This is a genomic window from Streptomyces sp. NPDC052020 (assembly GCF_040680575.1).
Lineage (GTDB): Bacteria > Actinomycetota > Actinomycetes > Streptomycetales > Streptomycetaceae > Streptomyces.
Map to the genome: position 1 here is coordinate 1 of NZ_JBFAWY010000041.1, position 26,487 is coordinate 26,487.

General features: G+C 70.0%; 17 protein-coding genes and 3 pseudogenes. 6 read left to right on the plus strand and 14 right to left on the minus strand.

Annotated elements, in window-relative coordinates:
- The coding region (locus tag AB0L74_RS29700; protein ID WP_365659129.1) for a beta-ketoacyl synthase N-terminal-like domain-containing protein at positions 1 to 1,483 on the minus strand (1,483 nt) is incomplete at its 3' end.
- A gap of 1,152 nt (positions 1,484 to 2,635) precedes the next feature.
- Between AB0L74_RS29700 and erm (AB0L74_RS29705) the strand changes: the two genes are divergently transcribed.
- Entirely contained in the window at positions 2,636 to 3,598 is a 963-nt protein-coding gene (erm, locus tag AB0L74_RS29705; RefSeq protein ID WP_365659027.1) for a 23S ribosomal RNA methyltransferase Erm, read from the plus strand.
- A gap of 247 nt (positions 3,599 to 3,845) precedes the next feature.
- On the opposite strand, the pseudogene erm (AB0L74_RS29710) reads toward erm (AB0L74_RS29705), so the two are convergent.
- The 3 genes and pseudogenes from erm (AB0L74_RS29710) to AB0L74_RS29720 form a co-directional block, all read right to left on the minus strand.
- Positions 3,846 to 4,655 (minus strand): annotated as a pseudogene (gene erm / locus AB0L74_RS29710) (23S ribosomal RNA methyltransferase Erm); the annotation flags it as partial.
- A gap of 214 nt (positions 4,656 to 4,869) precedes the next feature.
- Positions 4,870 to 5,208 carry a hypothetical protein gene (locus AB0L74_RS29715; RefSeq protein WP_365659030.1) on the minus strand — a complete coding sequence of 113 codons (339 nt, stop codon included), beginning with the start codon at positions 5,206 to 5,208 and terminating at the stop codon, positions 4,870 to 4,872.
- 250 nt (positions 5,209 to 5,458) lie between these two features.
- Positions 5,459 to 6,169: a glycoside hydrolase family 11 protein gene (locus tag AB0L74_RS29720; protein WP_365659033.1), complete on the minus strand. Its 711-nt coding sequence runs from the start codon at positions 6,167 to 6,169 to the stop codon at positions 5,459 to 5,461.
- A gap of 812 nt (positions 6,170 to 6,981) precedes the next feature.
- Here AB0L74_RS29720 and AB0L74_RS29725 point away from each other — a divergent pair.
- The 3 genes from AB0L74_RS29725 (at position 6,982) to AB0L74_RS29735 (ending at position 9,116) form a co-directional block, all read left to right on the plus strand.
- On the plus strand, positions 6,982 to 7,374 hold the full coding sequence (locus tag AB0L74_RS29725) for a serine hydrolase (RefSeq protein WP_365659036.1): 393 nt from the start codon (positions 6,982 to 6,984) through the stop codon (positions 7,372 to 7,374).
- On the plus strand, positions 7,341 to 8,108 hold the full coding sequence (locus AB0L74_RS29730; RefSeq protein WP_365659039.1) for a TSUP family transporter: 768 nt from the start codon (positions 7,341 to 7,343) through the stop codon (positions 8,106 to 8,108). Before AB0L74_RS29725 ends, AB0L74_RS29730 begins: the two co-directional genes overlap by 34 nt.
- Before the next feature lie 204 nt (positions 8,109 to 8,312).
- Positions 8,313 to 9,116, plus strand: a complete 804-nt coding sequence (locus AB0L74_RS29735; RefSeq protein ID WP_365659042.1) for a maleylpyruvate isomerase family mycothiol-dependent enzyme — start codon at positions 8,313 to 8,315, stop codon at positions 9,114 to 9,116.
- 141 nt (positions 9,117 to 9,257) lie between these two features.
- Here AB0L74_RS29735 and AB0L74_RS29740 read toward each other — a convergent pair.
- From AB0L74_RS29740 to AB0L74_RS29765, 6 genes and pseudogenes are all read right to left on the minus strand, one after another.
- Positions 9,258 to 9,521, minus strand: a pseudogene (locus AB0L74_RS29740) (IS5/IS1182 family transposase); the annotation flags it as partial.
- Positions 9,458 to 9,676, minus strand: a pseudogene (locus AB0L74_RS29745) (KR domain-containing protein); the annotation flags it as partial. The pseudogenes AB0L74_RS29745 and AB0L74_RS29740, both read right to left, overlap by 64 nt.
- 120 nt (positions 9,677 to 9,796) lie before the next feature.
- Positions 9,797 to 11,152 (minus strand): GH1 family beta-glucosidase, encoded by a 1,356-nt coding sequence (locus AB0L74_RS29750; RefSeq protein WP_365659045.1) that lies wholly within the window; start codon positions 11,150 to 11,152, stop codon positions 9,797 to 9,799.
- Positions 11,153 to 11,207: 55 nt separating this feature from the next.
- Complete coding sequence (locus AB0L74_RS29755) at positions 11,208 to 12,047, minus strand: carbohydrate ABC transporter permease (protein ID WP_365659132.1); 840 nt, start codon at positions 12,045 to 12,047, stop codon at positions 11,208 to 11,210.
- 28 nt (positions 12,048 to 12,075) lie between these two features.
- Positions 12,076 to 13,071, minus strand: coding sequence for a sugar ABC transporter permease (locus tag AB0L74_RS29760; RefSeq protein WP_365659048.1), 996 nt, complete (start codon positions 13,069 to 13,071; stop codon positions 12,076 to 12,078).
- Between the two features lie 14 nt (positions 13,072 to 13,085).
- Complete coding sequence (locus AB0L74_RS29765; protein ID WP_365659052.1) at positions 13,086 to 14,402, minus strand: extracellular solute-binding protein; 1,317 nt, start codon at positions 14,400 to 14,402, stop codon at positions 13,086 to 13,088.
- A 195-nt stretch (positions 14,403 to 14,597) separates the two neighbouring features.
- Between AB0L74_RS29765 and AB0L74_RS29770 the strand changes: the two genes are divergently transcribed.
- Positions 14,598 to 15,920 carry an ROK family protein gene (locus AB0L74_RS29770; RefSeq protein ID WP_365659055.1) on the plus strand — a complete coding sequence of 441 codons (1,323 nt, stop codon included), beginning with the start codon at positions 14,598 to 14,600 and terminating at the stop codon, positions 15,918 to 15,920.
- A gap of 6 nt (positions 15,921 to 15,926) precedes the next feature.
- On the opposite strand, the gene AB0L74_RS29775 is transcribed toward AB0L74_RS29770, so the two are convergent.
- The 4 genes from AB0L74_RS29775 to AB0L74_RS29790 all read right to left on the minus strand — a co-directional run bounded on the left by AB0L74_RS29775 (position 15,927) and on the right by AB0L74_RS29790 (position 24,316).
- Positions 15,927 to 18,386: a glycoside hydrolase family 3 C-terminal domain-containing protein gene (locus AB0L74_RS29775; RefSeq protein ID WP_365659058.1), complete on the minus strand. Its 2,460-nt coding sequence runs from the start codon at positions 18,384 to 18,386 to the stop codon at positions 15,927 to 15,929.
- Between the two features lie 119 nt (positions 18,387 to 18,505).
- On the minus strand, positions 18,506 to 19,582 hold the full coding sequence (locus AB0L74_RS29780) for a DUF1996 domain-containing protein (protein ID WP_365659061.1): 1,077 nt from the start codon (positions 19,580 to 19,582) through the stop codon (positions 18,506 to 18,508).
- A gap of 89 nt (positions 19,583 to 19,671) precedes the next feature.
- Positions 19,672 to 21,786, minus strand: a complete 2,115-nt coding sequence (locus tag AB0L74_RS29785; RefSeq protein ID WP_365659134.1) for a discoidin domain-containing protein — start codon at positions 21,784 to 21,786, stop codon at positions 19,672 to 19,674.
- A gap of 334 nt (positions 21,787 to 22,120) precedes the next feature.
- Complete coding sequence (locus tag AB0L74_RS29790; protein WP_365659064.1) at positions 22,121 to 24,316, minus strand: discoidin domain-containing protein; 2,196 nt, start codon at positions 24,314 to 24,316, stop codon at positions 22,121 to 22,123.
- A gap of 438 nt (positions 24,317 to 24,754) precedes the next feature.
- Between AB0L74_RS29790 and AB0L74_RS29795 the strand changes: the two genes are divergently transcribed.
- A complete protein-coding gene (locus tag AB0L74_RS29795) occupies positions 24,755 to 26,467 on the plus strand; it encodes a discoidin domain-containing protein (protein ID WP_365659137.1) in 1,713 nt (570 codons plus the stop codon).
- The last annotated feature ends 20 nt before the right edge of the window (positions 26,468 to 26,487 follow it).

A 26,487-nucleotide genomic window follows, 5' to 3' on the forward strand; every position in this document is an offset into this window, starting at 1 on the left:
CCAGCACACGCCCGACCGCCACGACATCAACATCCCCATGACGCTCAGCGAACCCCGCCAACCGCGCAACCTGAGCCTCCAACGCGGCCACAGACCTCGCCGACACCACCCACGGCACCACCACCGACGCCCCATCACCCGCAGCCGAAGGCGAAGCCGGAACCTCCTCGGCCGCAGACGGAACCTCCTCGGCCGGCACCGGAGCCGTGACCGGGGCCGGGGCTTCCTCAAGAACCACATGCGCGTTCGTGCCACCCATGCCGAAGGACGAGACGCCGACGACCATCCGCTGCGCGTCGTGCTCCGGCTCCCACGGGGTGAGCTCCGTGTTCACCTTCAGGTTCAGCTCATCGAACGCGATGGCGGGGTTCGGGGTCTCGTAGTTCAGGCTGGCGGGGATCGCACGGCTGCGGACCGTCAGAACGGCCTTGATGAAACCTGCGATGCCGGCGGCGCCCTCCAGATGGCCGATGTTCGTCTTGACCGAACCCACCAGCAACGGTTGCCCGGCGGGACGGCCGGTGCCGAGTGCCGCGCCCAGCGCGGTGGCCTCGATCGGGTCGCCCACGGGGGTACCCGTGCCGTGGAGCTCGACGTACTGAACGTCGGAGGGAGCGGTTGCGGCCTGGGCGTGGGCCCGGCGGAGGACGTCTTCCTGTGCCTCGACGTCAGGAGTCGTCATACCCTTGGCGGAGCCGCCGTTGTTGACCGCGCTGCCCCGAATGACGCCGAGCACCCGGTCCCCGTCGGCGATCGCCTGGGAGAGCCGCTTCAGCACGACGAATCCGCCGCCCTCGCCCCGCACATAGCCGTTCGCCCGTGCGTCGAAGGTGTACGCACGGCCGTCGGGGGAAAGCCCGCCGAACTTGCTCGCGCCGATCGTGCTGTCCGGCACCAGGTTGAGGGAGACGCCGCCGGCCAGCGCGAGGTCGGACTCGCCTCGGCGGAGGCTCTCACACGCCAGGTGCACAGCGACCAGCGAGGAGGACTGCCCCGAGTCGACGACGAGGCTGGGGCCGCGGAGTCCGAGGGTGTACGAGAGGCGGTTGGCGATGACGCCCCGGTGCAGTCCCGTGATGGTGTGCGGGGTGATCGCGGCGACACCTTGGCGGTGTTTCAGGCTGGCGTAGTCGTCCCAGATGGCACCGGCGAAGACTCCGGTGCGGCTACCCGCCAGCAGGGAGGGGACGATCTGGGCGTGTTCCAGCGCTTCCCAGCCCAGCTCCAGGGCGAGGCGCTGCTGCGGGTCCATCTCGGCGGCCTCACGGGGAGAGATCCCGAAGAACGCCGCGTCGAACCGGTCGACGTCTTCGATGAATCCGCCCCATCGGGTGTTCATGCGGCCCGGCGCACTGCGGTCGGGGTCGTAGAACTCTTCCGAGTCCCAGCGGTCCGCGGGGATTTCGCCCACCGTCTGGGCACCCGCCGTGAGCAGCTGCCAGAACTCCTCCGGGCTGGAAGCTCCGGGCACACGGCACGACATCCCGATGACGGCGACAGGTTCGGCCGTGCCGTGCGCGGCGCCGGCCCCGCTCGATGCGGACACGAATTCCTCGGACTCAGTCTTGGACACTGTCGTCATCTCTCCACGAATCAATTCAGTGCGCACACCAGAAGGAAACAAGTCGGACGTGACCCGCGTCGCGGGAGTCGCAAGATCTCTGAGCCGGACGGCCGATGCGGAATCCCTCCCTACCCCCACGCCGTTGCCCGCCCTGCCCATGTTCCGTAGAGGCCTTCGCAATTCCGGCCGCCAACACCCGGCATGGCTCTCCCCGAGGTCCCTCATACTCAACCTCAGGGCAGCCCCCCTATGCCCCCCCTATATCGCCCCTATACTCGACTCCGCCCGCGAATCGGGTGGGGTCGGCCCACCCGTACTCCTTGGTGGACCACCCGCAGATCCTCCCCAGGGGGAGCCGGGCAGCGCAGCCATCTCCTCCCATCGCGCACCGACCAGTCGCGACAGAACAACGTGGTGTCCCATCACCTTGGCCTCAGATGGCGGCGATTTCCAGACGCTAGCGCCTGGCGCGGCCCGTTGGCCGAGGGAATGATTTCTGCGCCAGCGCGACGCTCCACCCGAATTCTGACGGCAGCACAACCCCGGATTTCCGCGCGAGAGATGCGTAGTACGCCACCGTCACCGACGCGCGCCGATCGTCGGGAATCAAGGCGGGGAGTTGCCATGGTGGCGTTTGATGAGGAAGTGCTCCGTCTTCTTGCTGGTGGGCACTGATGGGCCCAGGTACCGGCAGTCACGACCGTTTCTCAGCCGCCGCCTTTTCTGCCCCGGCGTTCCGGCGGCGGGGCCGACGCCACGACCATCCAAAGCGGCGGCCGTCTGCGGATCGTGAGCAACCCACAGGGCCGACCAGCGACTTGTCATGGCGTCAGGTGCGAGCTCACCCGGTGTGCCCTTCGTCACGAGGCCGGTCTCCCCCCGCTCCCGCCAGGCCGTGCGCACCCCTCGACGGACCGCCCTCGCACCTGCGGCGCTGCCGTGACGAGTCTTCACCTTCCGTGCCGGGAACCGAACCCGGCCGGCCGCCGGATCCTTCCCGGGTGGAGCATTGCCGGGGTATGGTCCCTGCGCAGGCCATTGACCCACGGCGGCCGCAGAGGGGACAGATTCATGACGGGGCGCGGCCCTTATTCACCACGCACGACGCGAGACGATCTCCGACGTGAATTAGGGCAGAACTTCCTCCAGGACAAAAGAGTCGTGCGCGATCTCGTTTCCTGCGTGGCAGGGACCGGAACAAACGTTCTCGAAATAGGTCCTGGCAAGGGTGCCATCACCAGTGAGCTGATCCATTCCTTCGAGACCGTGACCGCAGTGGAGATGGACCCCCACTGGGCTTCCTATTTACGGGAAAAGTTCGACGGCCGACGCGTGAGGATATTCCAGGGCGACTTCCTCGACTTCCGGATTCCTGGCGATATCGACACGGTGGTGGGAAATGTTCCGTTCGGCATCACCACCCAGATTCTGCGGCGTCTTCTGGAGTCGACACAGTGGCAGTCCGCGGCCCTGATAGTGCAATGGGAGGTCGCCCGCAAACGCGTCGGCCGGAGCGGCGGTACGCTGCTCTCCACCTCATGGGCGCCCTGGTACGAGTTCGACCTGCGCGGCCGGGTGCGCGCCACAGCCTTCCGCCCGATGCCCCGCGTCGACGGGGGCATCCTCACGATCAGGCGACGGCCCCAGCCTTTGCTGCCGGAACGCGCGTGCGCCGCGTTCCAGGACTTCGCCGAGGCCGTCTTCACGGGCCCCGGGCGCGGCCTGGCCGAGATACTCAGGCGCCATGTTCCCAGACGCACCTACATGGACCTCGCCGAGCGCTTTCACATACCCGCCGACGGGCTGCCGAAAGACCTGACCCTGAGGCAGTGGGTCGTCCTGTTCGAGGCGGCCCGACCTCAGTACGCGGACGGCGGCATCCGCACCGCGTCCCAGCAGGCTCAAAGGGCCGCCGGCCGCCGGGGCGGTCCTTCCCATGGTGACGGCAGCGGACCTCGCGCACCGGTACGCCAGACACAGGACCGGCAAGGCGGGCGCCGTTCCTCGTCCGGGCGCCGAACCGGCAAACGGTGACCCTGCGGGCAGTTCAGGCTCACTGCCGGAACAGTTCCCGCCGTACGAGGCACGTGCCGTCCAGCCGCGGCACCCCGTCCAGCACACAACGCTCGGTACGCAGCACGCAGCACCACCGCCCGGCCGCCCGCACTCGAGAGGGCCGGCCGGGCTACAGACGTGCGAGGACCGCCTACCTGCCGAAGTTCCCGCTCCTTGCCCTCGGTTGGGCAGTGGGGTGCTGAACGCGCCGCCGTCGCGCGGACGGCCGACCGTGCTGCTGCCGCTCCCGGGCCGGTAGGTCGCGGCCGGGCCCGGACTTGGCCAACTCCCAGAGCGTGGCCCACTGATGGGCGTTCAGGTCCTTGGGAAGCGCCTGCGGCGAAACTCCGTGGTGACGTAGCCACTCCGCCACGCCCCGGTGCGAGAGGCGTCCGTTCCGCTTCAGGATTTCCTTCAGCCCGTGTCCCTTGCCGGTGAACACCTCGCGGACGAAGTCCTGGTAGGGCCGTACCGTGTCGACGAGCGGGGCCGAGCGTCGCCGAATGCTCAGCACGCCGCCGTCCACCCCCGGCATCGGGCGGAACGCGCGGGCGGGAACACGGGCGTGCAGGTCGAATTCGTACCACGGGGCCCAGCTGGCGGTGAGCAGCGTAGCCCCGCCGACCCCTGCCCTCCGGCGGGCGACCTCCCACTGGACCAGCAGCACGGCGGTGTGCCAGTGCTGGGCGTCGAGCAACCGCCGCATGATCGCCGTGGTCAGGTGGAAGGGGAGGTTGCCGACGACCACATGTGGATGGCGGGGCAGCGGAAACCGCATGAAGTCGTGGTTCACCACGGTCACATGACCGGGCGTGCGCACGTCGAGACGCCTGGCAAGCAACGGGTCGATCTCGACGGCGGTGATTTGCCTGCCGTGTTTGCTCAGCGGAAGGGTCAGGGCGCCGTCACCAGGGCCGATCTCCAGTATCGACCCCTTCGTCCGGGCCACCAGGGAATTGATCTCCCTGATGATGGACTGGTCGGTGAGGAAGTTCTGGCCGAGTTCGTGTCGCCCGCCCTGCGAGGGATATGGCATGGGTGCACTCCGCGAAAAAAGGTTCGGAGCCGGGGCAGCGCAAATAACCGCACCGGCAGGAGCCGGAAGCGGAGGGCCACAGACACACGGAAGTGCGGTGAAGCACGTGAAGAGGGGCCCGCCGCTAGGCGCGGCGCAGCCTCATAAAGCAAACCTGAGCGTGAGAGAACTTCATGTCATCAGCCTAACACGCCGAGTTGAGGCCGTGCCGACGTTACTCACCGATCAGTGCGGGATCGTCGGGCAGCCGCGAAATGCCGACCCGTTCGCCACCCGCCGGCGGCCGGTCGGCCGACTCGGGAACGGCCGGCGGCCGCCGTTGCGGCGGCGAGGCGAGAGGCCCCCCGGTGAAACCGCCGGTCGCCGGATGCGGGGAAGCGCACCCGGCCCAGGAAATGGTGCCGATGCCGTCGCCCGCGACTGCTCCCCAGCCCCGTCCCATCGGCATCGGCGTTATCGGCAGGTCGCTCACCGCGACGGCGACACCGCGCTCGACGACTGTGTCGGCTTCGGTGAGAAGCAGGGGGTTGTCGCCCGCCAGCGCTTCAGGCACTCCTGCTGCTCATTGGGTCCGAGCATGAGCGATCATGACAGCCAGGGGTCCGGAGCGGTTGGCCCCCTGGTGCTCCTGCCATCCCCAGGGGGTGCAAGGGACAGGTGGGGTCGCGTGGGCGACGTGGGTGGTGGGGACTTCGGTGTGCTGCTACGGCGGTTGCGCCTGGGGGCGTCCCGGCGGCGAGCCGCCACGGCTGCGGGACCGCCACGAGGACGGAGCCCGCAGCCGGTTGTTCGCCGGACGGAGGTCAGCCGCTGACCGTGATGTTCGAGCTTCCGCTGCTCTGGTAACCCTCGGTGGCCATGATCATGTAGTACCTGAACTGGCCCATGTTCATGCCCGCGCGCGCCCAGGCGTCGAAGTGGTTGCCGGTGGTGATGGTGCCGGAGCCGCTGGTCACCTTCGTCTGCCGGACGCTCCAGTACTGGTCGAAGGTGCGGGTGCCCTCGACGGAGGGGGCGTTGTACCGCGTCGTCTTGTAGATGTCGTACGTGCCGCCGTCGCTGTAGACGGTGCCCCTGTACTCGCCGGTGGGCCGGTAGCTGCCCCAGTTGTCGACGATGTAGTACTCCACTAGCGGGTTCGACGTCCAGCCGTAGAGGCAGCCGTAGCCGTTGCCCGACGGGTTGAAGTAGCCGGTGTAGCGGACCGTCCTGCGACCGCCGGTGCTCCAGCCCTTGCCGGCCACGAAGTTGCCGCAGTTGGTCCACCGGGTGCTGTAGCTGCCGCCGCCGTTGAGCGTCATGGAGACGGAGCCGCCGCCGTCGGTCCAGAACGAGTAGTACATGCCGTCGTAGCCGGTCTGGTTGGTGGTGATGGTGGTGGCGGCGTGGGCGGTGCCGGGCAGCAGCAGTCCGGAGGCGGTGGCGAGCGCGACGGTGCCGGCGCCGCCGAGGAAGCCTCGTCGGCTCAAGCCGCTGAAGGGAGCGGGGTTCTGCTGAAACTGGTCCTGCTGCATGCGTCCTCCCGATGAAGGCTGGTGGGGGGCGGGCGGCTTCTGCTGCCCGCGGCCTTGCGTGGAACACGGCGGGGGTCGCCCGTCGTCGTGCCGCGACGACCGGCCGCCATCCCCGGTCACATGACGCGAGGGGAACGACGGTCTCCTGTCGTTCGGTGGCCACAGTTTTCGTAGAGCGGCATGGCCCTGTCAACGCTTTCGACAGGCTTTCGGAAATATCTTCTTAACAGAGCAGGTCTCGGTGAGCACGCCTTCGCTGGTCAAGCCACCCCTCACGCGAACCGTTGTGAGGGGTGGAATGAGATAGGGAAGAGACGTAACGCAAGCATGTGCGCGACGTTCGAAACTTTCGAACCGGCGGGGGCGCTCGCGACGGTCCGGCTCCGCGGCCCGCACTCGACCCCTTCGAAGCACAGCTCGCGGAACCCTTCCCGCACCTGAGGGCCGGCGACGGCACCGCCTTCCTCCATTACCGCAACCGCGTGGACCGGCTCCCCGACACCACCGGCCGCACCACCGACCCCCCTCTTCCTGCCGTTGATGCGGGAGTGGTGTCGAGCGCGTTGCGGCGCGGCGACGGCCACGGCAGGGGCGACGCCGACGAGGCCGTCGGCGTCGCCCCGTCTCTCGGCGGCACAACGCGGGCGCGGCGATGGCGTTCTTCTCGGCGTTCGTCGTGACGAACAGCCTGCGCCTGCGCTCATTCACGTAGACGCGTGGTCAACGCGTGCGCTCCCTGGATACCCCCGGCGGGTAACGTTCGGGGTGTCCGGGCGGTCTGCTGCACCTACCTGTCGGATGGGGTGCGTGCGATGAAGGTCGAAGGGTTCGTCGAGGACGGATATGACGCCGTGCGTCAGGTCTTTCAGCGCCTGGTGGACGACGGCCGGGAAACAGGAGCGGGGCTGTCGGCCTGGCGGGACGGTCGCGAGGTCGTCCGCCTGGGCGGCGGGTGGGCGGATGCCGGGCGCGGCCGCCTCTGGCGCGGCGACACCCTGGTGGTGCCGTACTCGCGCGTGGCACCCTCCGCCGTCGCCCAAGCGCACATGTGCGGCTGCCTGCCCGGACGCGACTGCCGTTGTGAACACCTCATTGCGTACCGGTGCACCGGCAGAGGGCCCGCCGATACTGGTCCGGTGATCGACGGACGGGGGTGGCAGTGGACGTGTGGATGGCAGGGGGCGGGCTGTGCGCCGGGCTGCTGATCGCGGTGGTGACCGCGCCGGTCGGGGTGTCGGGGGCGGTGTACCTGCTCCCGGTCCAGGTGAGCGTCTTCACGGTGCCGAGCCCCGCCGTCACGCCGACCAATCTGCTGTTCAACGTCGTCGCCGGGCCCGGCGCCCTATGGCGCTATCGCCGAACCGACGCCCTGCGCGGGGCGCTGACCAGGCGTCTGGTCCTGGGCACGCTGCCCGGGGTGGTGATCGGTGCCGTCATCCGGGTCTTCGCCCTGCCCGGCCCGGCCGTATTCCGGCTGTTGATCGCCGCCCTCCTGCTCCCGCTGGGCCTGTGGCTGTGCGCGCGCACCTTGCGCCCGGCCCGCACTCGGGCCACCGAGCCGTCCGCGCGTGCGGTGACCGGCCTGGCGGTGGTGGTCGGGGTGGTGGGTGGTGTTTACGGAATCGGCGGCGGCTCCCTTCTCGGACCGATACTCGTCGGCAGGGGTATGCCCGTCTCCCGCGTCGCTCCCGCGGCCCTTGCCGCCACTTTCGCGACCTCGCTCGCCGGTGCGAGCGTGTACGCGGCGCTGTCCCTGGTCAGTTCCGACAGCGTGGCGCCCAACTGGTGGCTGGGACTGGCCTGCGGGATCGGCGGTCTGATCGGCGGCTATCTCGGCGCCCGCCTCCAGCCCCATCTGCCGGAGACCGGCCTGCGACTCCTGCTCGGCACGCTCGCCGCGGCCCTCGGCGCCCTGTACGCCGCCCAAGCCCTCCGCTGACGCGGGAGACCGCCCAGAATCGATTTCGGTGACTATTGGGGCGAGGCCGTGGCGGATTGCTCGTAGTGAGCCCGAACCGGCCTTACTGATCGTTTACGAATGAGGACGCGGCGTCATCGGAGTGCGGGGCCCGTGCCGTGCGTTCGCCGCAGAGGCTGTGAAAATCGCTGTCCCTTCACCTCAGCAGGGTGCTAGACATCCGGCGTGCAAGAGAATCTAGACTTCCCTGACCTGCTGCGACTGATCGACGAACGATCGACCGCCTTCCGTACCGCGGTGGCCTCCGCGCCCGACCTCGGCGTGCGGGTGCCGACCTGCCCCGAGTGGACGCTGTTCGATCTGGCGCAGCACCTGGGTGAGGGACGCCGCGCCTGGGCCGCCACCATCGACGCAGGGCCCGACGCCTCGGCCAAGGCTCCCGCACCGCAGGGGGACGCGGCCGCACCTCGGGAGCGCGAGGCCCTGCTGGGCTGGTTGGCCGAGTCAACGCAGCTGATGCTGGACGCGCTGCGGGAGGCCGGCCCTGATCGCGGCTGCTGGGCGTGGTGGGGCAACTCTCAGTCGCCGCAGACCTGCGGTGCCGTTGCCCGGCACCAGCTCCACGAGATCGCGGTGCACACCTACGACGCCCAGCTGGCCGTGGGCGCCCCCGAGTCGCTGCCCGAGGAGGTGGCCCTCGACGGCGTCGAGGAGTTCATCTTCACCCTCTGCACCACGACGGAGGCCTGGCCGTACGAGCCCGCTGTCATCGAGTACCACGCCGCCGAGGGCCGCTCCTGGCGCAACTGGCTCTCCGGCGACGGTGCCCGGGCCGCCCGTTTGCCCGCACCCGCCACACCTGCGGCTACCGCGACCGAGGAGGTGCCGGGGGCGACCGATGCCTCTATCGAGGGTTCGGCCAGTGAGCTGGTCCTCGCTTTCTACGGCCGCATTCCGCTGGACTCCCTGAAGCTCGACGACAGCCGGGGTGTCTTCGACCAGTTCGTAGCCTGGGAGCCGGAGCAGTAGCGCGTGACGGCGTGCCACCTCGTCCGCCCCGAGTACCCGCCTGCCGCCAATGGCTACAACCACGCTGTGATGGCTTGGGTCCGCTGTTCGCGATCTGCGGCCGGGTTGCCCTGGACGCCTCGGGCCAGAGCGGCTCGCCGCTCAGGATGAAGTGCGCGGGCGCCGTCGGCAGACGAGGTCGCAGGCGAGTCCGAGCATGCCCTGGTGGAGGTCGGCGCGTCGTTCGTAGCGGATACGGGGTCGTTTGAACTGGTGCCACCAGGCGAGGGCTCGCTCGACCACCCGGCGGACCTTCCCGAGCCCGCAGCCCTGGGCGACTCCGCGTCGGGCGATCGGGAGATACCGTTGCGCAGCGGGCCGAACGGCAGGCCGGAGCCGAGGATGCTCTCCTCGGCGGCCTGGTGGTCACGGCCGAGGATGAAGTCGGCCTGCGGAGCGTGCAGGATGCTGGTGTACGCCAGGAGGGCGACACCGGCCGTGCGGGCGGCATCCACCACGGCCTGGTGCTGGGCGACGCGCTTGCCCACCTCGGTGCCCGAAATGAGCAGTACCTTGTCGCCGGGGTCGGAGGCGCCGGCCAGGGTCCGCCGCTGATGACCGGCGGCGGTCACTTTCACGAAGCTCCTGCCGAGGCACACGTGTCCGCCGACAGGAGCCTCCCCCGCCCTCCGGACCGCGGCTCAGACCTGGATCTGCCGGTGGGCGCGGATGATGTCCGCGTAGCGGCGGCCGCTCGACTTGATGGTGCGTGCCTGCGTCGTGTAGTCGACGTGGATGAGCCCGAAGCGCTTGTCGTAGCCGTAGGCCCACTCGAAGTTGTCGAGCAGGGACCAGGCGTAGTAACCGGCGAGGGGGGCGCCCTTGCGTACGGCGCGGGCGCAGGCGCTCACGTGCTGTTCCAGGTAGCGGGCCCGCTCGGGGTCGTCGACGGTGCCGTCGGGGCCGACGGTGTCGGGGAAGGCGGAGCCGTTCTCGGTGACGTACAGCCGGCTTACGCCGTAGTCGTCGGTCAGGCGCAGCAGGAACGACTCCAGGCCGTCGGCGTCGATCTGCCAGTCCATGCCGGTGCGGGGCACGTCGGGCAGGCGGACCTCACGGGCGTACGGGACGGGGCCGGCCGGGTCGTCGGCGACCGTGACCGGGAAGTAGTAGTTGAGGCCGTGCCAGTCGAGCGGGACGGCCATCGTCTCCGGGTCGCCCGGGCGCTCCGGCAGTTCGACGCCGTAGAGCTCGCGCATGTCGGCGGGGAAGCCGCGGCCGTAGACCGGGTCGAGCCACCAGCGGTTGGTGTGGCCGTCCATGCGGGTGGCCGCAGCGACGTCCTCCGGCCGGGTGGAGGCGGCCTCCACGGTCGAGTGGTTGGTCACGAGCCCGACCTGGGCGCCGGGCGCCGCCGCGCGGATCGCCTGGGCGGCCAGTCCGTGGCCGAGGAGCAGGTGGTACGAGGCGTGCACGGCGGCGGTCACGTCGGTGAGGCCGGGGGCCATCCTGCCCTCCAGGTGGCCGATCCACCCGGAGCACAGCGGTTCGTTCAGGGTGGCCCAGCGGGTGACCCGGTCGCCCAGCCGTCCGGCGACGGCCAAGGCGTAGGCGGCGAGGTGTTCGGCCGTGTCGCGGCTGGTCCAGCCGCCGCGGTCCTGGAGGGCCTGCGGGAGGTCCCAGTGGTAGAGGGTGATGTTGGGCGTGATGCCCGCGTCGAGGAGGCCGTCGACGAGACGGTCGTAGAAGTCGAGGCCGGCCGGGTTGAGGGGCCCGTCGCCGCCGGGGACGACGCGGGGCCAGGCGACCGACATCCGGTAGGCGCCGGTGCCCAGTTCCTTCATGAGGGCGATGTCCTCGGGCCACCGGTGGTAGTGGTCGCAGGCCTCGTCGCCGTGGTCGTCGTTGTCGATCTTTCCCGGGGTGTGGGAGAAGGTGTCCCAGATCGACGGGGCGCGGCCGTCCTCGGCGACGGCGCCCTCGATCTGGTAGGCGGATGTGGCCGTGCCCCATACGAAGTCGGGGGGAAAGGCGGCGAGGTCTATCGAATCGGACACAGAGGGTGCCTCTCTGGGGTGATCGCAGGGGTGGTGAGGGAAGGGGACGCGGCTGCTACTTGACGGCGCCGGCGGTCAGTCCGGTGACGAGGTAGCGCTGGAGGAGCAGGAAGCCTGCGACGACGGGCAGGCTCACGACCAGGGAGGCGGCCATGATCTGGTTCCAGTACACGTCGTTCTGGGTGGAGTAGCCCTGGAGACCGACGGCGAGGGTCCGGGTGGTGTCGTTGGTCATGACGGAGGCGAACAGGACCTCGCCCCACGCGGTCATGAAGGCGTAGACCGCGACCGCCACGATGCCCGGGACCGCGGCGGGCACGATGATCCTGAAGAGGGCACCGAGCGGCCCGCAGCCGTCCACCTTGGCCGCCTCGTCCAGGTCGCGGGGCACCGAGTCGAAGTACCCGATCAGCATCCAGATGGAGAAGGGAAGGGAGAAGGTGAGGTAGGTGAGGATCAGGCCGCCCCGGGACCCGAAGAGGGCGATGCCGGTGGCGTTGCCGATGTTGACGTAGATGAGGAACAGCGGCAGCAGGAAGAGGATGCCGGGGAACATCTGCGTCGAGAGCACCGTGACCGTGAAGACCCGCTTGCCGCGGAAGGAGTAACGGCTGACCGCGTAGGCCGCGAACACGGCGATGGTGACGGAGCAGACGGTCGCCGCCCCGGCCACGATCAGCGAGTTCATGAAGTAGTCGGCCAGCGGAACGGTTTCCCAGATGTCGGAGTACGGGCGGACGGTGAGGCCCGAGGGGATCCACTGGAACTTGCCGGACACGTCCTCCAGCGGCTTGAGCGAGCTGGAGATCATCACGTACACCGGCAGCAGTACGAAGCCGGCGAGGAGCGACAGGAAGATCCGCCGGCTCCACAGGAAGGACTGCGGGGCGGCCATCGGGGAGCGGGCCTGGCGCCGGGACTGGCTAGGCATCGGTGGCCTTCCTTCCTCGGGACGTGAACAGGAGGTAGGCGCCTGTCACCACGAGCAGGAACAGCAGCAGGAGGACCGACATGGCGGAGCCGGTGCCGAAGTTCCAGGTCTGGAACGAGGACTGGTAGATGTGCAGGGAGATGAGGTCCGCGGACTCCGGTGCCGCCTCGCCGAAGAGGACGAAGGGGGTGTTGAAGTCGTTGAAGGTCCACAGGAACAGCACCAGGACGAGCACCTGGTTGACCGGGCGCAGCGTCGGCAGGGTGATGCGGCGGATCTGCTGCCAGATTCCCGCTCCGTCGAGGGCCGCGGCTTCGTAGACCTCCCGGGGGATGTTCTGCAGTCCGGCCATGATGATCAGGAAGGCGAAGGGCCAGCCCTTCCAGACGGAGACGACGAGCAGTGCGACGAAGCTGTTGTCGCCGATCAGCCAGAAGGGCGGGCTGTCGGTGAGTCCCAACTGGTCGTGCAGGACGTGGTTGACCAGTCCGTTGTCGCGCTGGAACATGAACGCCCAGGTGATGACGGCCGCGTAGACGGGCAGCGCGTACGGGACGAGGAAGAGCGTGCGCAGGATGCCACGGCCGCGGAAGCCCTCCTGCATGAAGATGGCGGCGGCCGCCCCGAGCAGCCAGCACAGACCGACCGAGAGCAGGGTGAACAGGCAGGTGACGAGGAAGGAACGCAGCAGCGCCTCGCCGACGGGGGCGTTGAAGTCGACCGCGAGGGAGTAGTTGTCGAACCCGGCCCAGGGGGCGGTGCTCCAGTCGCGGATGTGGAACTGGGTGAGCTCCCTGAAGCTGACGACGATGCCGATCACCATCGGCACCAGGTGGACCAGGAGTTCGAGCAGGAGCGCGGGGAGCAACAGGAGGTACGGCAGGCCGATGCGACGCAGCCGCCCGGAGCGGCGCGTGCGCGGCGCTCCGGGGGTGTTCTCGCGTGCCTTCCGCTCGCCTGTGCCAGGGGCAGCGGTGAGGGTCGTCATGGAGGTGTCCGTACTCACTTCTTGGGCATCTGCTGCTGGGCCTTCTCGAGCTTGGCCCGCACCCACTCGGTGGTCACCGGCCGCCCGGCGGCGGCGTCGGCGAAGAGTTCCTTGACGGCGGTGCCGACGACGGTCTCGAACTGGGACTCCTCGGGGACCTGCGGGAGTGCGGTGGCGCTGGTCGCCAGGGTCTCGCGCAGGACGGCGAGCGACGGGCTGTTGAAGGCCGGATCCTGCTGGGCTGTCTTGACCGGCGGGATGGAGCCGTAGGCCTTGTTGAGGATGACCTGCTCGTCGTCGCTGGTCATGAACTTGACGAACTTCTTGGCGCCGTCGATGTTCTTGGTGTTCTTGAAGACGGCCATGTTGATGCCGGCGACCATGGAATTGGTGGCGGTGCCCGGGCCGGGCTTGCCGGACTGCACCGGGGCGGGCGCCACCCCCCACTCGTCCTCGTTCATGCCCTGGGACTTGAAGGTGGCCGACGCGGTCTGCCACAGCACCATGCCCGTCTTGTCCTTGGCGAAGTCGCTCAGGGACTGGTTCTGGGCGTACTCGGCGTTGCCCGGGGCGATGATCTTGTGTGTGGCCATGAGGTCGACGTACTGCTTGACCGCGGTGACCGCGCCGTCGGAGGTGAAGTCCGGCTTGCCGTCGGGGGTGAAGAAGTCGGCGCCGTGCTGTTTGCCGAGGACGAAGACCTGGTGGATGTTGTTGGAGAGGTTGGAACCCTCGGCGCCGATGCCGTTCTTGCCCTTGGCGGTGAGCTTCTTGCCCGCGGCGACCAGCTCGTCCCAGGTGGCCGGCGGCTTGTCGATGCCGGCCTCGGCGAACAGCTTCTTGTTGTAGTAGAGCGCGTAGGCCATGGAGTACAGCGGCACGGCGGTGGGGTCCTGGCTTCGGGCACCCGTGGAGCCGAGGGCGGACTCGACGAAACGGTCCCTGCCGCCGATCGCCTGGAAGTTCTTCGCGTCCCAGGGCAGCAGGGCGCCGGTGGCCTGGAGCGAGGCCGACCAGGTGTTGCCGATGTTGAGGACGTCGGGTCCCTGGCCGGAGGTGGTGGCGGTGAGGATCCGGTTCAGCAGGTCGGACCAGGGCACGACCTCCAGCTTCACCGTGATGCCGGTCTGCTTCTCGAACTTGTCGAGTTCGGGCTGGAGGACCTTCTTGTCGACCTCGAGGCTGGCACCCTGGTTCGAAGCCCAGTAGGTGAGCGTCTTCGGCCGCTCGTTGGACCCCTCCGAGCCGGAAGACCCCCCTCCGCAGGCGGCCGCGGTAAGAACGAGTGAGAGGGTGACGGCGCCGACGGCTGCGGCTCTGGTTCTGCGCATGACTCCAGGGGCCCTTCCGGGAAGGTGGACGGACTTCGCCTGCGGGGAGGGTGCGACACGAGTGACGTCCCGCGTTCGAGCCCTGAAGCCCCCCGCCGCTTAATTTACGGTGTGAGTTAAACTTCAAGTGAAGGTCGCGTCAAGGCCTCGGTCCCATGTAAGTTGCGTGCAGGACATCGGAGACGAGGGGGCAGGGTGAAGATGCGCAGCGGCCGTACGGTGCGTGACCTGCGGCGGGAGAATCGCACGGCGGTGTTGCAACGCCTGTATTTCGACGGGCCTCTGAGTCGTTTCTCGCTCGGTCCGGTCACCGGGCTGAGCTCGGGCTCGGTGAGCAACGTGGTGTCCGAACTGGTCGCCGAGGGCTTGGTCGAGGAGGCCGGCAGCGTGGACTCGGCCGGCGGCCGCCCCCGTACGCTCCTGCGCATCAGCGCGCACAGCGGCTACATGATCGGCGTGGACGTCGGCGAGACGCGTGTGCGGATCGAGCTCTTCGACCTGGCCCTTACCGAACTCGCCCGGGTGGAGCGGCCGTTGGCGACAGAAAGTCTGCGGCGTGTGGACCGCTACGACGTCGGTGTCGTGGTCGGCCACCTCCGTGAAGGCATCCCCGAGGTGTTGAGCCGGGCCGGGATTCCGGCGGAGCGGCTGCTGGGTGTCGGTATCGGCGTGCCGGGCATCGTCGCCGGGAACGCGGAGGACGGCGCCGTGGTGCACGGCCAGACGATCGGCTGGGACGCCGTCCCGCTGGAGCGGCTGCTGCGCGAGTCCCGGCTGCTGCCCGAGACCGTGCCGTACTACATCGACAACGGCGCCAAGACGCTCGGCCAGGCGGAGATGTGGTTCGGCGCCGGGCGAGGCGCGCAGAACGCGGTGGTGGTCCTCTTCGGCTCCGGTGTCGGCGCCTGCGTGGTCGCCGACGACATGCGGTCCGGCATGGCCCTGGAGTGGGGACATCTGACCGTACGGGTACGGGGCCGGCACTGCCGCTGCGGTGCGACGGGCTGCCTGGAGGCGTACGCCGGCGCCGAAGCGCTCCTGGAGCGGTGGGCGGAGGCGGGCGGGCGGCCACCGGCCGGCGCGGACGAGGAGACCGCGCTGACCGCGATGCTCGCCGCCGCGTACCCCGCCCCCGACGCCGAGGGAAGGACCGCGCCGGCCGACGCGACCGCTCTGGCCGTCCTGGAGGAGACCGCCGAGTACCTCGGCGCCGGCTTCTCCGACCTGATCAACCTGTTCCAGCCCGAACGGATTCTCGTGGGCGGCTGGGCGGGCCTCCAGCTCGGCCGGCGCTTCCTCGACACGGTGCGTACCTACACCACGTCGTACTCGCTGAAGTACCCGGCGGCGCGCGTCCGGATCGACCTCGGCACCCTCGGACCGGACGCCGTCACCGTCGGAGCCGCGATCCTGCCACTCGCCGACTTCTTCGCCCGCGGTGGCCGCCGCACCGAGGCGGGCCCGGAGCAGCAGAGCCCCGTGTGGCAGACCAGCCTGCGGGAACGGGCGGCGCAGTGAGGGGGCTCAGCCGGTGAGCGCCCGGCGCTCGACCGTCACCTCCCCTTCCCACCGCAGGTCCCCCGCCGACCTGCCCACCATGATCCGATACGGCCCAGGCTCCGTGGACCAGGCGCGTTCCTCCTCCGACCAGTGACGCAGGGCGCGGGGCGCCACCTCCACCTCGGCGGTCACCGTCCGGCCCGCCTCCGCCCGCACCGCCGCGTAGCCGGCGAACCAGCGTACGGGCCGCTCCACGGCCGACCCCGGCCGGGCCGCGTAGACCTGGACGACCTCCCGCCCGGCGCGGTTCCCCGTGTTGCGCAGGCGTACCCGCACCGTGAACGCGTCGCCCGTCGTGACCCTTGCCGGCACGTCCGCGGCTTCGTACTCCCAGGTGGTGTACCCGAGTCCGTGGCCGAACCAGAAGGCCGGTGCCCGGCCGGCCCGCAGCCAGGCCCGATGGCCGATGTGAAGGCCCTCGGCGTAGTCGAGACGGCCCCCCGCGGGTCGCGTACGCGTCACGGGCGTGTCCGCGAGAGACGAGCCCCAGGTCGTGGGGAGCCGCCCGCTGGGCTCCTCCACCCCGAACAGCACGTCGGCGAGCCCCGCGCCCGCCTCCTGTCCCGGGAACCACGCGAGCAGCACCGCGCCCACGTCCTCCCGCCAGGGCAGCTCGACCGGACCGCCGCTGTTGACGACCACGACCGTGCGCGGATTGGCCGCGGCCACCGCGCGCACGAGGTCGTCCTGCCGCCCGCCGAGGGACAGATCGCTCCGGTCGTATCCCTCTGTCTCGTCATGCTCGGTGGTACCCACGACCACGATCGCCACGTCCGCCTCCCGGGCCGCCTCCGCCGCGGCCGCCATCGTGCTCCGGGCATCGGGCTCCGGCGGCGCCGCGGTGACCACGGTGGCGCGCCCGCAGCCGGGGACCAGCTCGCGCCGCGCCACCACGTGCACCGGCCGCTTCGAGGTCAGCGTCGCCCGTGCCCCCTGGACCGGCGGATTGACGTGGACGACCGCGGGGTCGTCCGTCTCGCGGGGGAACACACCGTCCAGGAGCGTGAGCCCGTCGACGGTGAGCGTCATCCGGCCGAAGCCTCCGACGCCGAACGTCCACTCCCCCGTCCGCCGCGGCCGCAGCAGGGCGCTGATCTCCACCGTGTGGGCCCCCGGAGGCAGATCCGGTTCGAGCTGCCGGCCCGAGAGACGGTGCTCCGCGCGCAGTTCCCGCCCCGACTCGTCCAGGACGCGCAGCAGCACCCCGGGGGCGCCGGACCTCGGATCGCTGCACCGGTCGGTGCCGAGCGGGACCGAAGCGAGGCCCGCGGGCAGCGGACCGGGGACATGCGCCACCCGGGCGCGGCCGCGCAGCCGGGCCCGGATCCCGGCCAGCGGGGTCACCACGTCGGAGGGAAAGACACCCGCGCTGCCGCCGCCCTGCGTGCGGGGTGCCGCGGCATGCGCGCCGATGACCGCGACGGTGGAAAGCTGCGCCGGATCGAGCGGGAGCACCCCTCGGTTGCCGAGCAGGACGGAGCCGGCCGCGACCGCCCGGCGCAGCAGCGCCCGGGGCTCCTGCGAGCGCCGCGCCGGCACGCGGTGCCGGCGGCGCGGTGCGAAGGCGCCTACCCGGCCGGCGAGCCGGAGCAGTCGTCGCACCTTGTCGTCGAGGGCCTCCTCCGGAACCTTCCCGTCCTTCACCGCCTGGACCAGCGCGGCGCCCCAGGGACTCTGCGGCCCCGGCATCGCCAGGTCGAGGGCGGCGCGGGCCGCGTCCTCGGTCGACCGCACAGCGGCCCAGTCGGACACGACGACTCCGTCGAACCCCCACTCCCGTTTGAGGGGCTCGTCGAGGAGGGGGTGGGCCGTCATCGTCACGCCGTCGACGCGGTTGTAGCCCGCCATGACGAGCCACACGCCCGCCTCGACGGCCGCCTCGAAGGGTGCCAGGTACACCTCGCGCAGGGTCCGCTCGGACGCGCGCACGTCCACGGTCAGCCGGTCGGTCTCGGAGTCGTTCGCGACATAGTGCTTGGCCGTGGCCGCCACACCATGGGCCTGGATGCCCCGGACCAGTGCGGCGCCGGTGCGGCCCGTCAGTTCGGGATCCTCCGAGAAGCACTCGAAGTGCCGGCCCCCGAGCGGGGTCCGGTGGAGGTTGAGCGTCGGGGCCAGCACCACGTCGACGCCCTTGCGGGCGGCCTCCGCGGCCAGCAGCCCGCCGAGCTCCTCCACCAGCCCCTCGTCCCACATGGCTCCCAGGGCCGAGGCGGAGGGCAGCAGCGCGGAGGGGCGTCGCTCGTCCCACGCCTCACCGCGGACGCCGGCCGGCCCGTCCGACATCACCATCTCGCGCAGTCCGATGCCGGCCTCCCCCGCCGTGCGCCATGTCGTCGCACCGGTGAGCAGGCGTACCTTCTGCTCAAGGGACAGCTCGGCGATGTGCCGGTCGAGCACCCTGTCGTCCCTGTCCGGGTCCATGTCCCGCCCCTCTTCTCGCAGTTGCTCGGTCCTGCCCCTTGCCGGTGGCCGCCGGGCAGGGCGGAGGGCCCGGCCGTCCTCGCGTGAGCGGGAACGGCCGGGCCCGGTCGTACGGTCGGTCAGGGCAGTCGGTAGTCCGCGTTCAGAACCGGGGCCCGCTCCGGGTGGTACAGGTCGTAGCCGCGCGCGTCACACTGGAAGCCGCCCACGATGCAGCCGTCGACCAGCGCCTTGAGGGTGCGCTCCTCCCACGCGTTGAAGAAGTCGTAGTGGAAGGAGTAGCCGCGCCCGCTGGCCAGCCGGACCCGGCTCATGTCGCCGTTGACCGGGAAGGCCATCTTGAACTCGATCATCGGCACGGCGACCGGGTGGGAGGCCGGGCACATGTTGTCGTTGGTGCCGGGCTTGACGACCGGGTAGGCCATGTGGCTCTTGTGGTCGGGGGTGTCGAGGTACTTGCCGTCCCAGCAACTGGGGGCCTGCATACGGATGTTGAGCTGGACGTCGGGCCGGCTCGGACAGCTCGCCGGGATGTCGACGTTGAAGAAGCTGTCACCGCATTCCCAGCCCTCGACGAAGCCGCGGTGGCGGCGGAACTCGTCGGCGCTCTGCGTCGGGTCGCCCACGACGAACCGCAGCCCCTTGGGGAACGGCCGCACGCTGGTGTAGTCGGTGACACCGGCCTTGTAGTAGATGACCTGCGGGCCCACCGGGAGGATCTTCTTGTCCCCGTTGTACAGGGACGGCATCCAGTACGCGGAGCCGTCGGCGGGTGCGAGACACTTGGTCTCGCCGCCGTAGAGCGAGTTGGTGGTGCTGTGCGCGTCGGTCGAGGTGTTACCCATGAAGGTGTGGTCGTGGGACTTGCCCGGCTGTCCCGGGTACACGATCGGGTCGTCCGGCGCGGTGTGCGTGACGGAGCAGTTGGCCTGGAACTCCTTGTGGTACCGCGGCGGCGGAGTGTGCGTGGACGGTGTGACGCCGGTGACCTGGGGGACGGCCGGTATGTAGCCGTCCCCGTCGGGGTCGTCGCCGGACGCCTGGATCGACACGGCCGTCGTGTGTCCGGTGTGGCCGCCGGCCAGGGCGGGACTTCCCGGATCGGCCGCGGTGGCGACCGTGCCCAGACCGAGGACCGATGCGACGAGAGCGCTGCCGAGAAGGAGCGCGGAGAGCTGTTTCGAACGCCATCTCATGGAGGGCCTCCAGCCCATAGGTGGGGGGATGGTGGCCCGGCAGGGGGCTGAGCGCCGCCCCCTGCCGGGGGCCTGGTGCGGTGCGTGCGTCAGCTGTAGACGCCGAACTCGTGGAGCGAGTAGCCCCAGCCCGTCCCCCTGGCCGTCAGGTGGAGACGGACGTGCCGTGCGGTCGCCGCGACGTCGATGGTGTCGATGTCGCCGTTGCCGGTCGTCGTGGAGTGGACCGTGCGCCAGGTGTTTCCGTCGTCGGACACCTGGACCTCGTAGGACTTCGCGTAGGCCGGGTCCCACTGCAACTGGAGCTTGCGGATCGCGGTGGGGGCGCCGAGGTCGACGCGGATCCACTGGGGATCGCTCCAGTCGCTGGCCCAACGGGTGCCGGCACGGCCGTCGGTGGCCTTGGCGGGCTCGCAGGGGCAGTCGCCGTACGACGCCTGGAAGGAGGAGGCGGTGGTCGGCTTGTTCAGCGCCGCGTTGGTACCGGTGACCGGCGGGGCGACGACCTTCACCGACTTGGTCTCGATACCGGCGTTCCCGCGTCCGTCCTCGGCCTGGACGTACACCTTCCACACCCCCAGCTTCTCGGGCGCGGTGACGGCGAAGGCGCCGTTCCCGGTGGAGCGCCAGCGGGCCTCGACGAGCCGCTTGTCGCCGTTCGCGTAGTTGCCGCTGAGGAATATCTTGTACGTGACCGGGTCGCCGTCCGGGTCGCGGACGTCGGCGCGCACGCTGAACTCCCCGCCCGCGGGGGCCGCGGATGCGGGGCTGACGGCCATGTTCGTGATGACCGGGGGCGTGTTGTCGCCGCTGGCCGACCCGGTGTAGGCCTTCTTGACGGCGTAGTACGACAGGCGCTTGAGGCCGTCGGGCAGGAGGTTGAACCAGACGCCGCCGAAGTCGTGCTCGATGCCGTAGTGGAAGAGGGTGGCGCCGAGCGCGACGCCCCGGTGGCCGGTGACGCAGTTCCACGCCTGGGTGTAGCCGTCCGCCTTCCGCACGTCGGTCGGCTCGTCGGGGACGCCGTTGGCGTCGTCCGGCACCTCCCACTCACCGGCGGGCCCGCCCTCGGTGATGATGTAGGGCTTGGTGTAGCCGCCCGCCTCCCAGTCCTCCTGCACGTTGCAGATGTCGCCGTAGGAGTTCATCGAGTACAGGTCGAGGTCGGGCGCGTTGCGCTTGTAGTAGGGCCAGGCGCCGGTCCAGGCGTCGGTCGAGGTGACCGGGTGGTCCGGGTCGATCGAGTGGATCTTCTTGGCTACGTCGTTGACGAAAGAGGTGTAGGCGTTGCGCTGGGCTTCGAGTTCGGTGCCGCTGTAGCAGTTCTGCAGTCCGAGCACCGATTCGTTGCCCACGTTCCACATCAGCGTGGCCGGGTGCGACTTGTAGGTCTCCACCCACTTCGCGAACTCGGTCAGCATGGTGTTCTTGTACGTCGAGTCGGTCACGTAGTTCACGCAGCCGCCGCTGCCCGGGCCGCCGCCCGGCTGGAGCCAGAAGCCGTTGATCACGCGGATGCCGTTGGCCGCCGCCGAGTCCAGCAGCGGCTTGGTGCCGCCGTCGGTGCCCCAGGTGCGGATCGTGTTGACGCCCATCGACTTCACGTCCGGCATATACCTGGGTGCGTCGGCGATGGCCGGCCCCCAGGTCAGTCCCTTGACGGTGTACGGCTGACCGCCGACGGTGAGCTGCCAGTTCCCCTGGGAGCCCGTCACCCGGACCGCGCTCGTGAGGGGCGGCGGAGTGTCGTCCGTGGTCCCGTAGACCTGGAACTCCCACAGGGAGTAGCCGTAGCCCCCGGACCGTTCCGTTCCCAGCATCCGCACGTAGCGCCCGGAGCCCGTCAGGGCGAGGTCGTCCGTGCCGCCGTCGCCGCCGGTCACGGTCCTCAGCGTCCGCCAGTCGGTGCCGTTGTCGGACGCCTGGATCTGGTAGCTCCTGCCGTACGCGGCTTCCCACGTCAGGACGGCCCGACTGAGGTTCGCGCGCCGGCCGAGGTCGACCTGGAGCCACTGCGGGTCGCTCCACTGACTGGACCAGCGGGTGCCGGTGAGATTGCCGTCCACGGCCGCCGACGCGGCGTAGGCGTCTCCCTCGTGCGACGAGGAGGTGACGGGCCTGCCCTGCGACAGCAGGCTGTCGGCCGCTTGGGCCGGTGGGGTGGCGAGGGTGAGCGAGGACGCCACCAGCGCGCCCAGAGCCAGCGCGGACAAGCCGGTCGGGCCGGTGCGGCGGCGGGTCAGGACGGGTGGGGAGGGGGGTCTGGACACATCTGCTCCTGGCAGGTCGGTGTGCCGGGTGGGGAGCGCTCACCAGGGGGATCCCCGGTCCCCGTTCGGCGCGTGGCCGCGGCGTGCCGCCCGGTTCGGAACGGCACGGTCGCATGGGGGGCGTTACGGGGCCGCGGCCCCGGGTGCCCGGTTCAGGCACCGGGCACCCGGGGCCCCTCCGGGCCGGGGCGCGGGGATGTCACCCGGACCGGTGGGGAGTCGGTGCCGGCCCACTTGCCGGATCACCCGGCGGCCGGCGGACGGTGTGTCAGGGGAAGGACACGAGGGTGGACGGCACGGTCGAGGTTCCCGCGGGGACCGTGGACGCTCCGGTGTCGTTGATGACGTGGTTGTAGTGGCCCATGCCGCCGAGGGACACCACCAGCAGGCTGTGGAACTTCACGCCCGGCTTGACCGGGGTCTTGAAGCCGTGGTGCTGACGGATGGAGGGGTCCACGTTGTAGTTGCAGTAGCTGCCCAGGCCCCACGCCTCGTGGGTGTCGACGGAGTCGTCGACGCGGTAGGCGGCGTACCCCTGGGTGGAGCCGTTCTGGATGGCCGCCTGGTTGGGCGCGTCGTACGCCTTCTCGTTCTGGTAGAAGATCGTGCGGCCGCGCTCGCCGTACCACTCGACGTCGTACTTGTTGAAGTGCTCGACGAACAGGCCGGTGGCCAGCACGTCGTCGCCGTTGACGCGGACGCCGTAGTCGGCGCGGTTGGTCTCCCAGCCGACGCCCTCACCGTGGTCGGCGCGCCACACCCAGGTGTGATCGATGATCGTGTCGTCGCTGTTGACGACCATGCTGGTGGTCGCCTTGCCCGCGCCGGCGCCGCCGATCCGGATATAGACGTCCTGGACGGTGGTGGGGTTGGCGGCGTGGTCGGCCGAGGCGTTCTGCGGGCCGACCTCCAGCAGCGTCTGGGAGTTGACGGGGCCGGCGTCGATGAGGAACCCGGCCAGTCGCACGCCGTCGACGTCGGCGACCTTCATCGCGGTCACCCCGTTGTCGGGGATGATCGTGGCCAGGCCGAGGCCCAGGACGATGGTGTTCGCCCGGTCGACGTTGATGGTCTGGTCGACGTGGTAGACGCCCGGGGTGAACAGCAGGTGCAGCCCTTGGGCGAGTGCCTGGTTGATGGTGGCGGCGGTGGCACCGGGCTTGACGACGTAGAACCGGCTCAGCGGGATCGACTCGCCCTGCGGGGTGCCGTTCGCCCAGGTGGTGCCGCGGGCGCCTGTGCGCTTGGCCGGCGCGAACACCTTGTACTCGTTGCCGTCGAGGTAGAGGAACGGCTTCTCGCGGGAGATGGGGGTGGTGTTCAGGGTCGTGTAGCGGGGCTCGGGGAAGCTGGTCGCCGGGGCACCCTCGACACCGGAGAAGACCTGATTCCACACGGAGTTGGACCAGCCGCCGATGGCGCTGTCCCGGGTGTACCACTGCTGCTGCGAGTAGTTGCCGACCTGGCCGTCGATCTTCGAGTCGGCGATGTAGCCGCCGCTGGCCCAGCCGTAGCCGTTGGGCGCGAGGTTCAGCCCGCCCTTGACGTGCATGCGACGGAACGACGCCGCCTGGGAGACCGCCCACCGGTTGGTCCCGCTCACCGGGTTCAGCGCCAGGTTCTCGGCCGCCCGCCAGAAGTTCTGCGTGGCGTTGCCGTTGAACCAGCCCGCGTCGACCGTCACGTCACCGTTGATGGTCGTGTCGTCGGGCTTCAGGCCGAGGCCCGCGATCTGGGTGTAGAAGCCGATCTGCGCGTTGAGGCCGTTGTACGTGCCCGGCTTGAACAGGAACGCGTGCCGGCCGCTGCCGAACTGCGCCGACTCCTGCTGGCGGAACACCTCGTCCAGCTTGGACTGGATACCCGGCGTCGACGGGTCGAAGACGTGCACGTTCGGGCCGAGGTCTCCCCCGCCGGGGAGCTGCGGGCCTCCGGTGCCGCTCTCGCCGTACACCTTGAACTCCCAGAGCGAGTAGCCGTACTGGGTGCCGCGGGCCGTGCCGTACATCCGCAGGTAACGGGCCTCGCCCGCCACGGCGATGGTGTCCGTGCCGCCGTCGCCGGTGGTGGTCTGGTAGGCCGTCGTCCAGTCGGAGCCGTTGGTGGAGAGCTCGATGCGGTAGCCCTTGCCGTACGCCGCCTCCCAGTCCAGGACCACCTGGCTCACCTTGGTGGTCGCGCCGAGGTCGACGCGGATCCACTGCGGGTCGGAGTGGGCACTGGACCAGCGGGTGCCGGCGTTGCCGTCGACGGCGTCGGCGGCCGGGGTGCCGCCGTGCTCCTGGCTGGAGGCGGTGACCGGCTTGCCCTGGGAGAGCAGTACGGGCGCGGCCTCGGCTTCCTGGGCGGGCGCGAAGGTGAGAAGGGTGGCGGCGAGAGCGGTGACCACCGCGCCGACGACGCCTCGGCGAACGGATCTGCGCGGTGGCGGAGGCGCAACTGACGGTATGCCGACTACGGGCACCTGGGGCTCCTTGGAAACGAGAACGACACGGGAGAGCGCTCTCCGGAACCTTGCCCGTAACGAGACGGGGCGGTCAAGGATCTGTCATCACTTATCTTTCATCTTTCATTAAGTAGCGGTTGAGTGCCGGTGCATCCAGGGCACGGCCCGGTGTGGCACCGACGGGGAACCGGCCCTCACCGATCAGCCGCACCGCGCTGCGGCCGGGAAGGTTTCCGGAGGGTTACCGCCGACAGGCATGACACACGGGGAACCGTTCGCCGGCACAAGGCGAGTTGACCCTCCGCCAGGTCCGGATTACCCGTTTTCTCAAGGTGAACGTAAACCCTTGACACGCCCCCTCGGCGCCAGCAGGCTCCCCCTCCAGAGAGCGCTCCCTGTCCTTCTCGCCCCACCCGATCGCCTTGAGGAGTCATCGTGAGTCCGCTGCGCCGCCGCATGGGCCTGCTCATAGCCCTCGCGGTCACCCTGCTGTCGTTCGCCGGCATACCGGGCCCCCCGCCCGCCCACGCCGCCGACCCTCTGCTCTCCCAGGGCAGACCGGTGACGGTCTCGTCCACGGAGGACCCGTTCGCCGGCGCCAACGCCGTGGACGGCGATCCCGGCACGCGCTGGTCCAGCGCCTTCGCCGACCCTCAGTGGATCCAGGTCGACCTGGGGGGTTCGGCGAGGATCAGCGAGGTCGCCCTGAACTGGGAAGCCGCCTACGCCAAGGCGTTCCAGGTCCAGGTGTCCGCCGACGCCCGCACCTGGTCCACGGTCCACGAGACCGCCGCGGGCACCGGCGGCCACCAGCGGCTGACCGTCTCGGGAACCGGCCGGTACGTCCGCGTGTACGGCACGCAGCGGGCCACCCAGTACGGCTACTCCCTGTGGGAGTTCCAGGTGTACGGCACCAAGGACACCGGCGGCGACCCGGATCCCGCCCCCGGCGAGAAGCTCCTGTCCTACGGCAGGACCGGCGCGGCGTCCAGCTCGCAGAACGACGGTCACTGCCGGGAATGCGCCCCGGCCCGCGCCTTCGACCGCGATCCCGCCACCCGCTGGGCGACCAGCCCCACGAACGGCTGGACCGACCCCGGCTGGATATCCGTCGACCTGGGCGCGACGGCGCGGATCAGCAAGGTGGTGCTCCAGTGGGACCCGGCCTACGCCAGGTCGTTCCAGATCCAGGTCTCACCCGACAACACGAACTGGACCTCGATCTACTCGACCACGGCCGGCACCGGGTTCAAGCAGACCCTGGCCGTGTCCGGCACCGGTCGGTACGTCCGCGTGTACGGCACGCAGCGGGCCACCCAGTACGGCTACTCCCTGTGGGAGTTCCAGGTGTACGGCACCGGCGGAGACCCGATCACCCCGTCCCCGCTGCCGCCCGACCCCGCCGACCCGCCCCGGATCGTCTGGCAGGACGAGTTCAACTCCCCGGCGGGCACCAAGCCCGACCCGGCCAAATGGTCCGCGGACCCCGGCACCGGCCCCAACAACGAGCTGGAGTACTACACCAACCACGACAACGTGAGCATGGACGGCGCGGGTCACCTCGTCATAGAGGCACGCAAACAGGCCACCCCCGGCACCTCGTGCCCGACCGACCCGCTCACCGGGAGCGGCACCTGCCAGTACACATCCGCCCGGATCAACACCGGTAACAAGTTCGAGTTCACGTACGGCCGGGTCGAGGCGCGGATCAAGGTGCCCAAGGGCAACGGTCTGTGGCCCGCCTTCTGGATGATGGGTGCCGACTTCCTCGACGGCCGTCCGTGGCCGTACAACGGCGAGATCGACATCATGGAGATCCTCGGCAAGGACGTGAAGACCTCGTACTCGACCGTCCACGCGCCGGCCTACAACGGCGGCGGCGGGATCGGCGCCCCCTACAAGCTGCCGGGTGACGCCGACTACTCGGACGACTTCCACGTGTGGGCCGCCCACTGGGACAGCAAGGGCATCGTCTACAGCCTCGACGGCCGGACCGTCCTCACACTCGACAAGGCCCAGATCGAGCAGACTCGCGGTCCGTGGGTCTTCGACCACCCCTTCTACCTGATCCTCAACCTCGCCGTCGGCGGCGACTGGCCCGGACCACCCGACGCTTCGACCCCGTTCCCGGCGAAGATGCTGGTGGACTACGTGCGGGTCTACCAGTGACGTGTCATTCGTGACCGTCA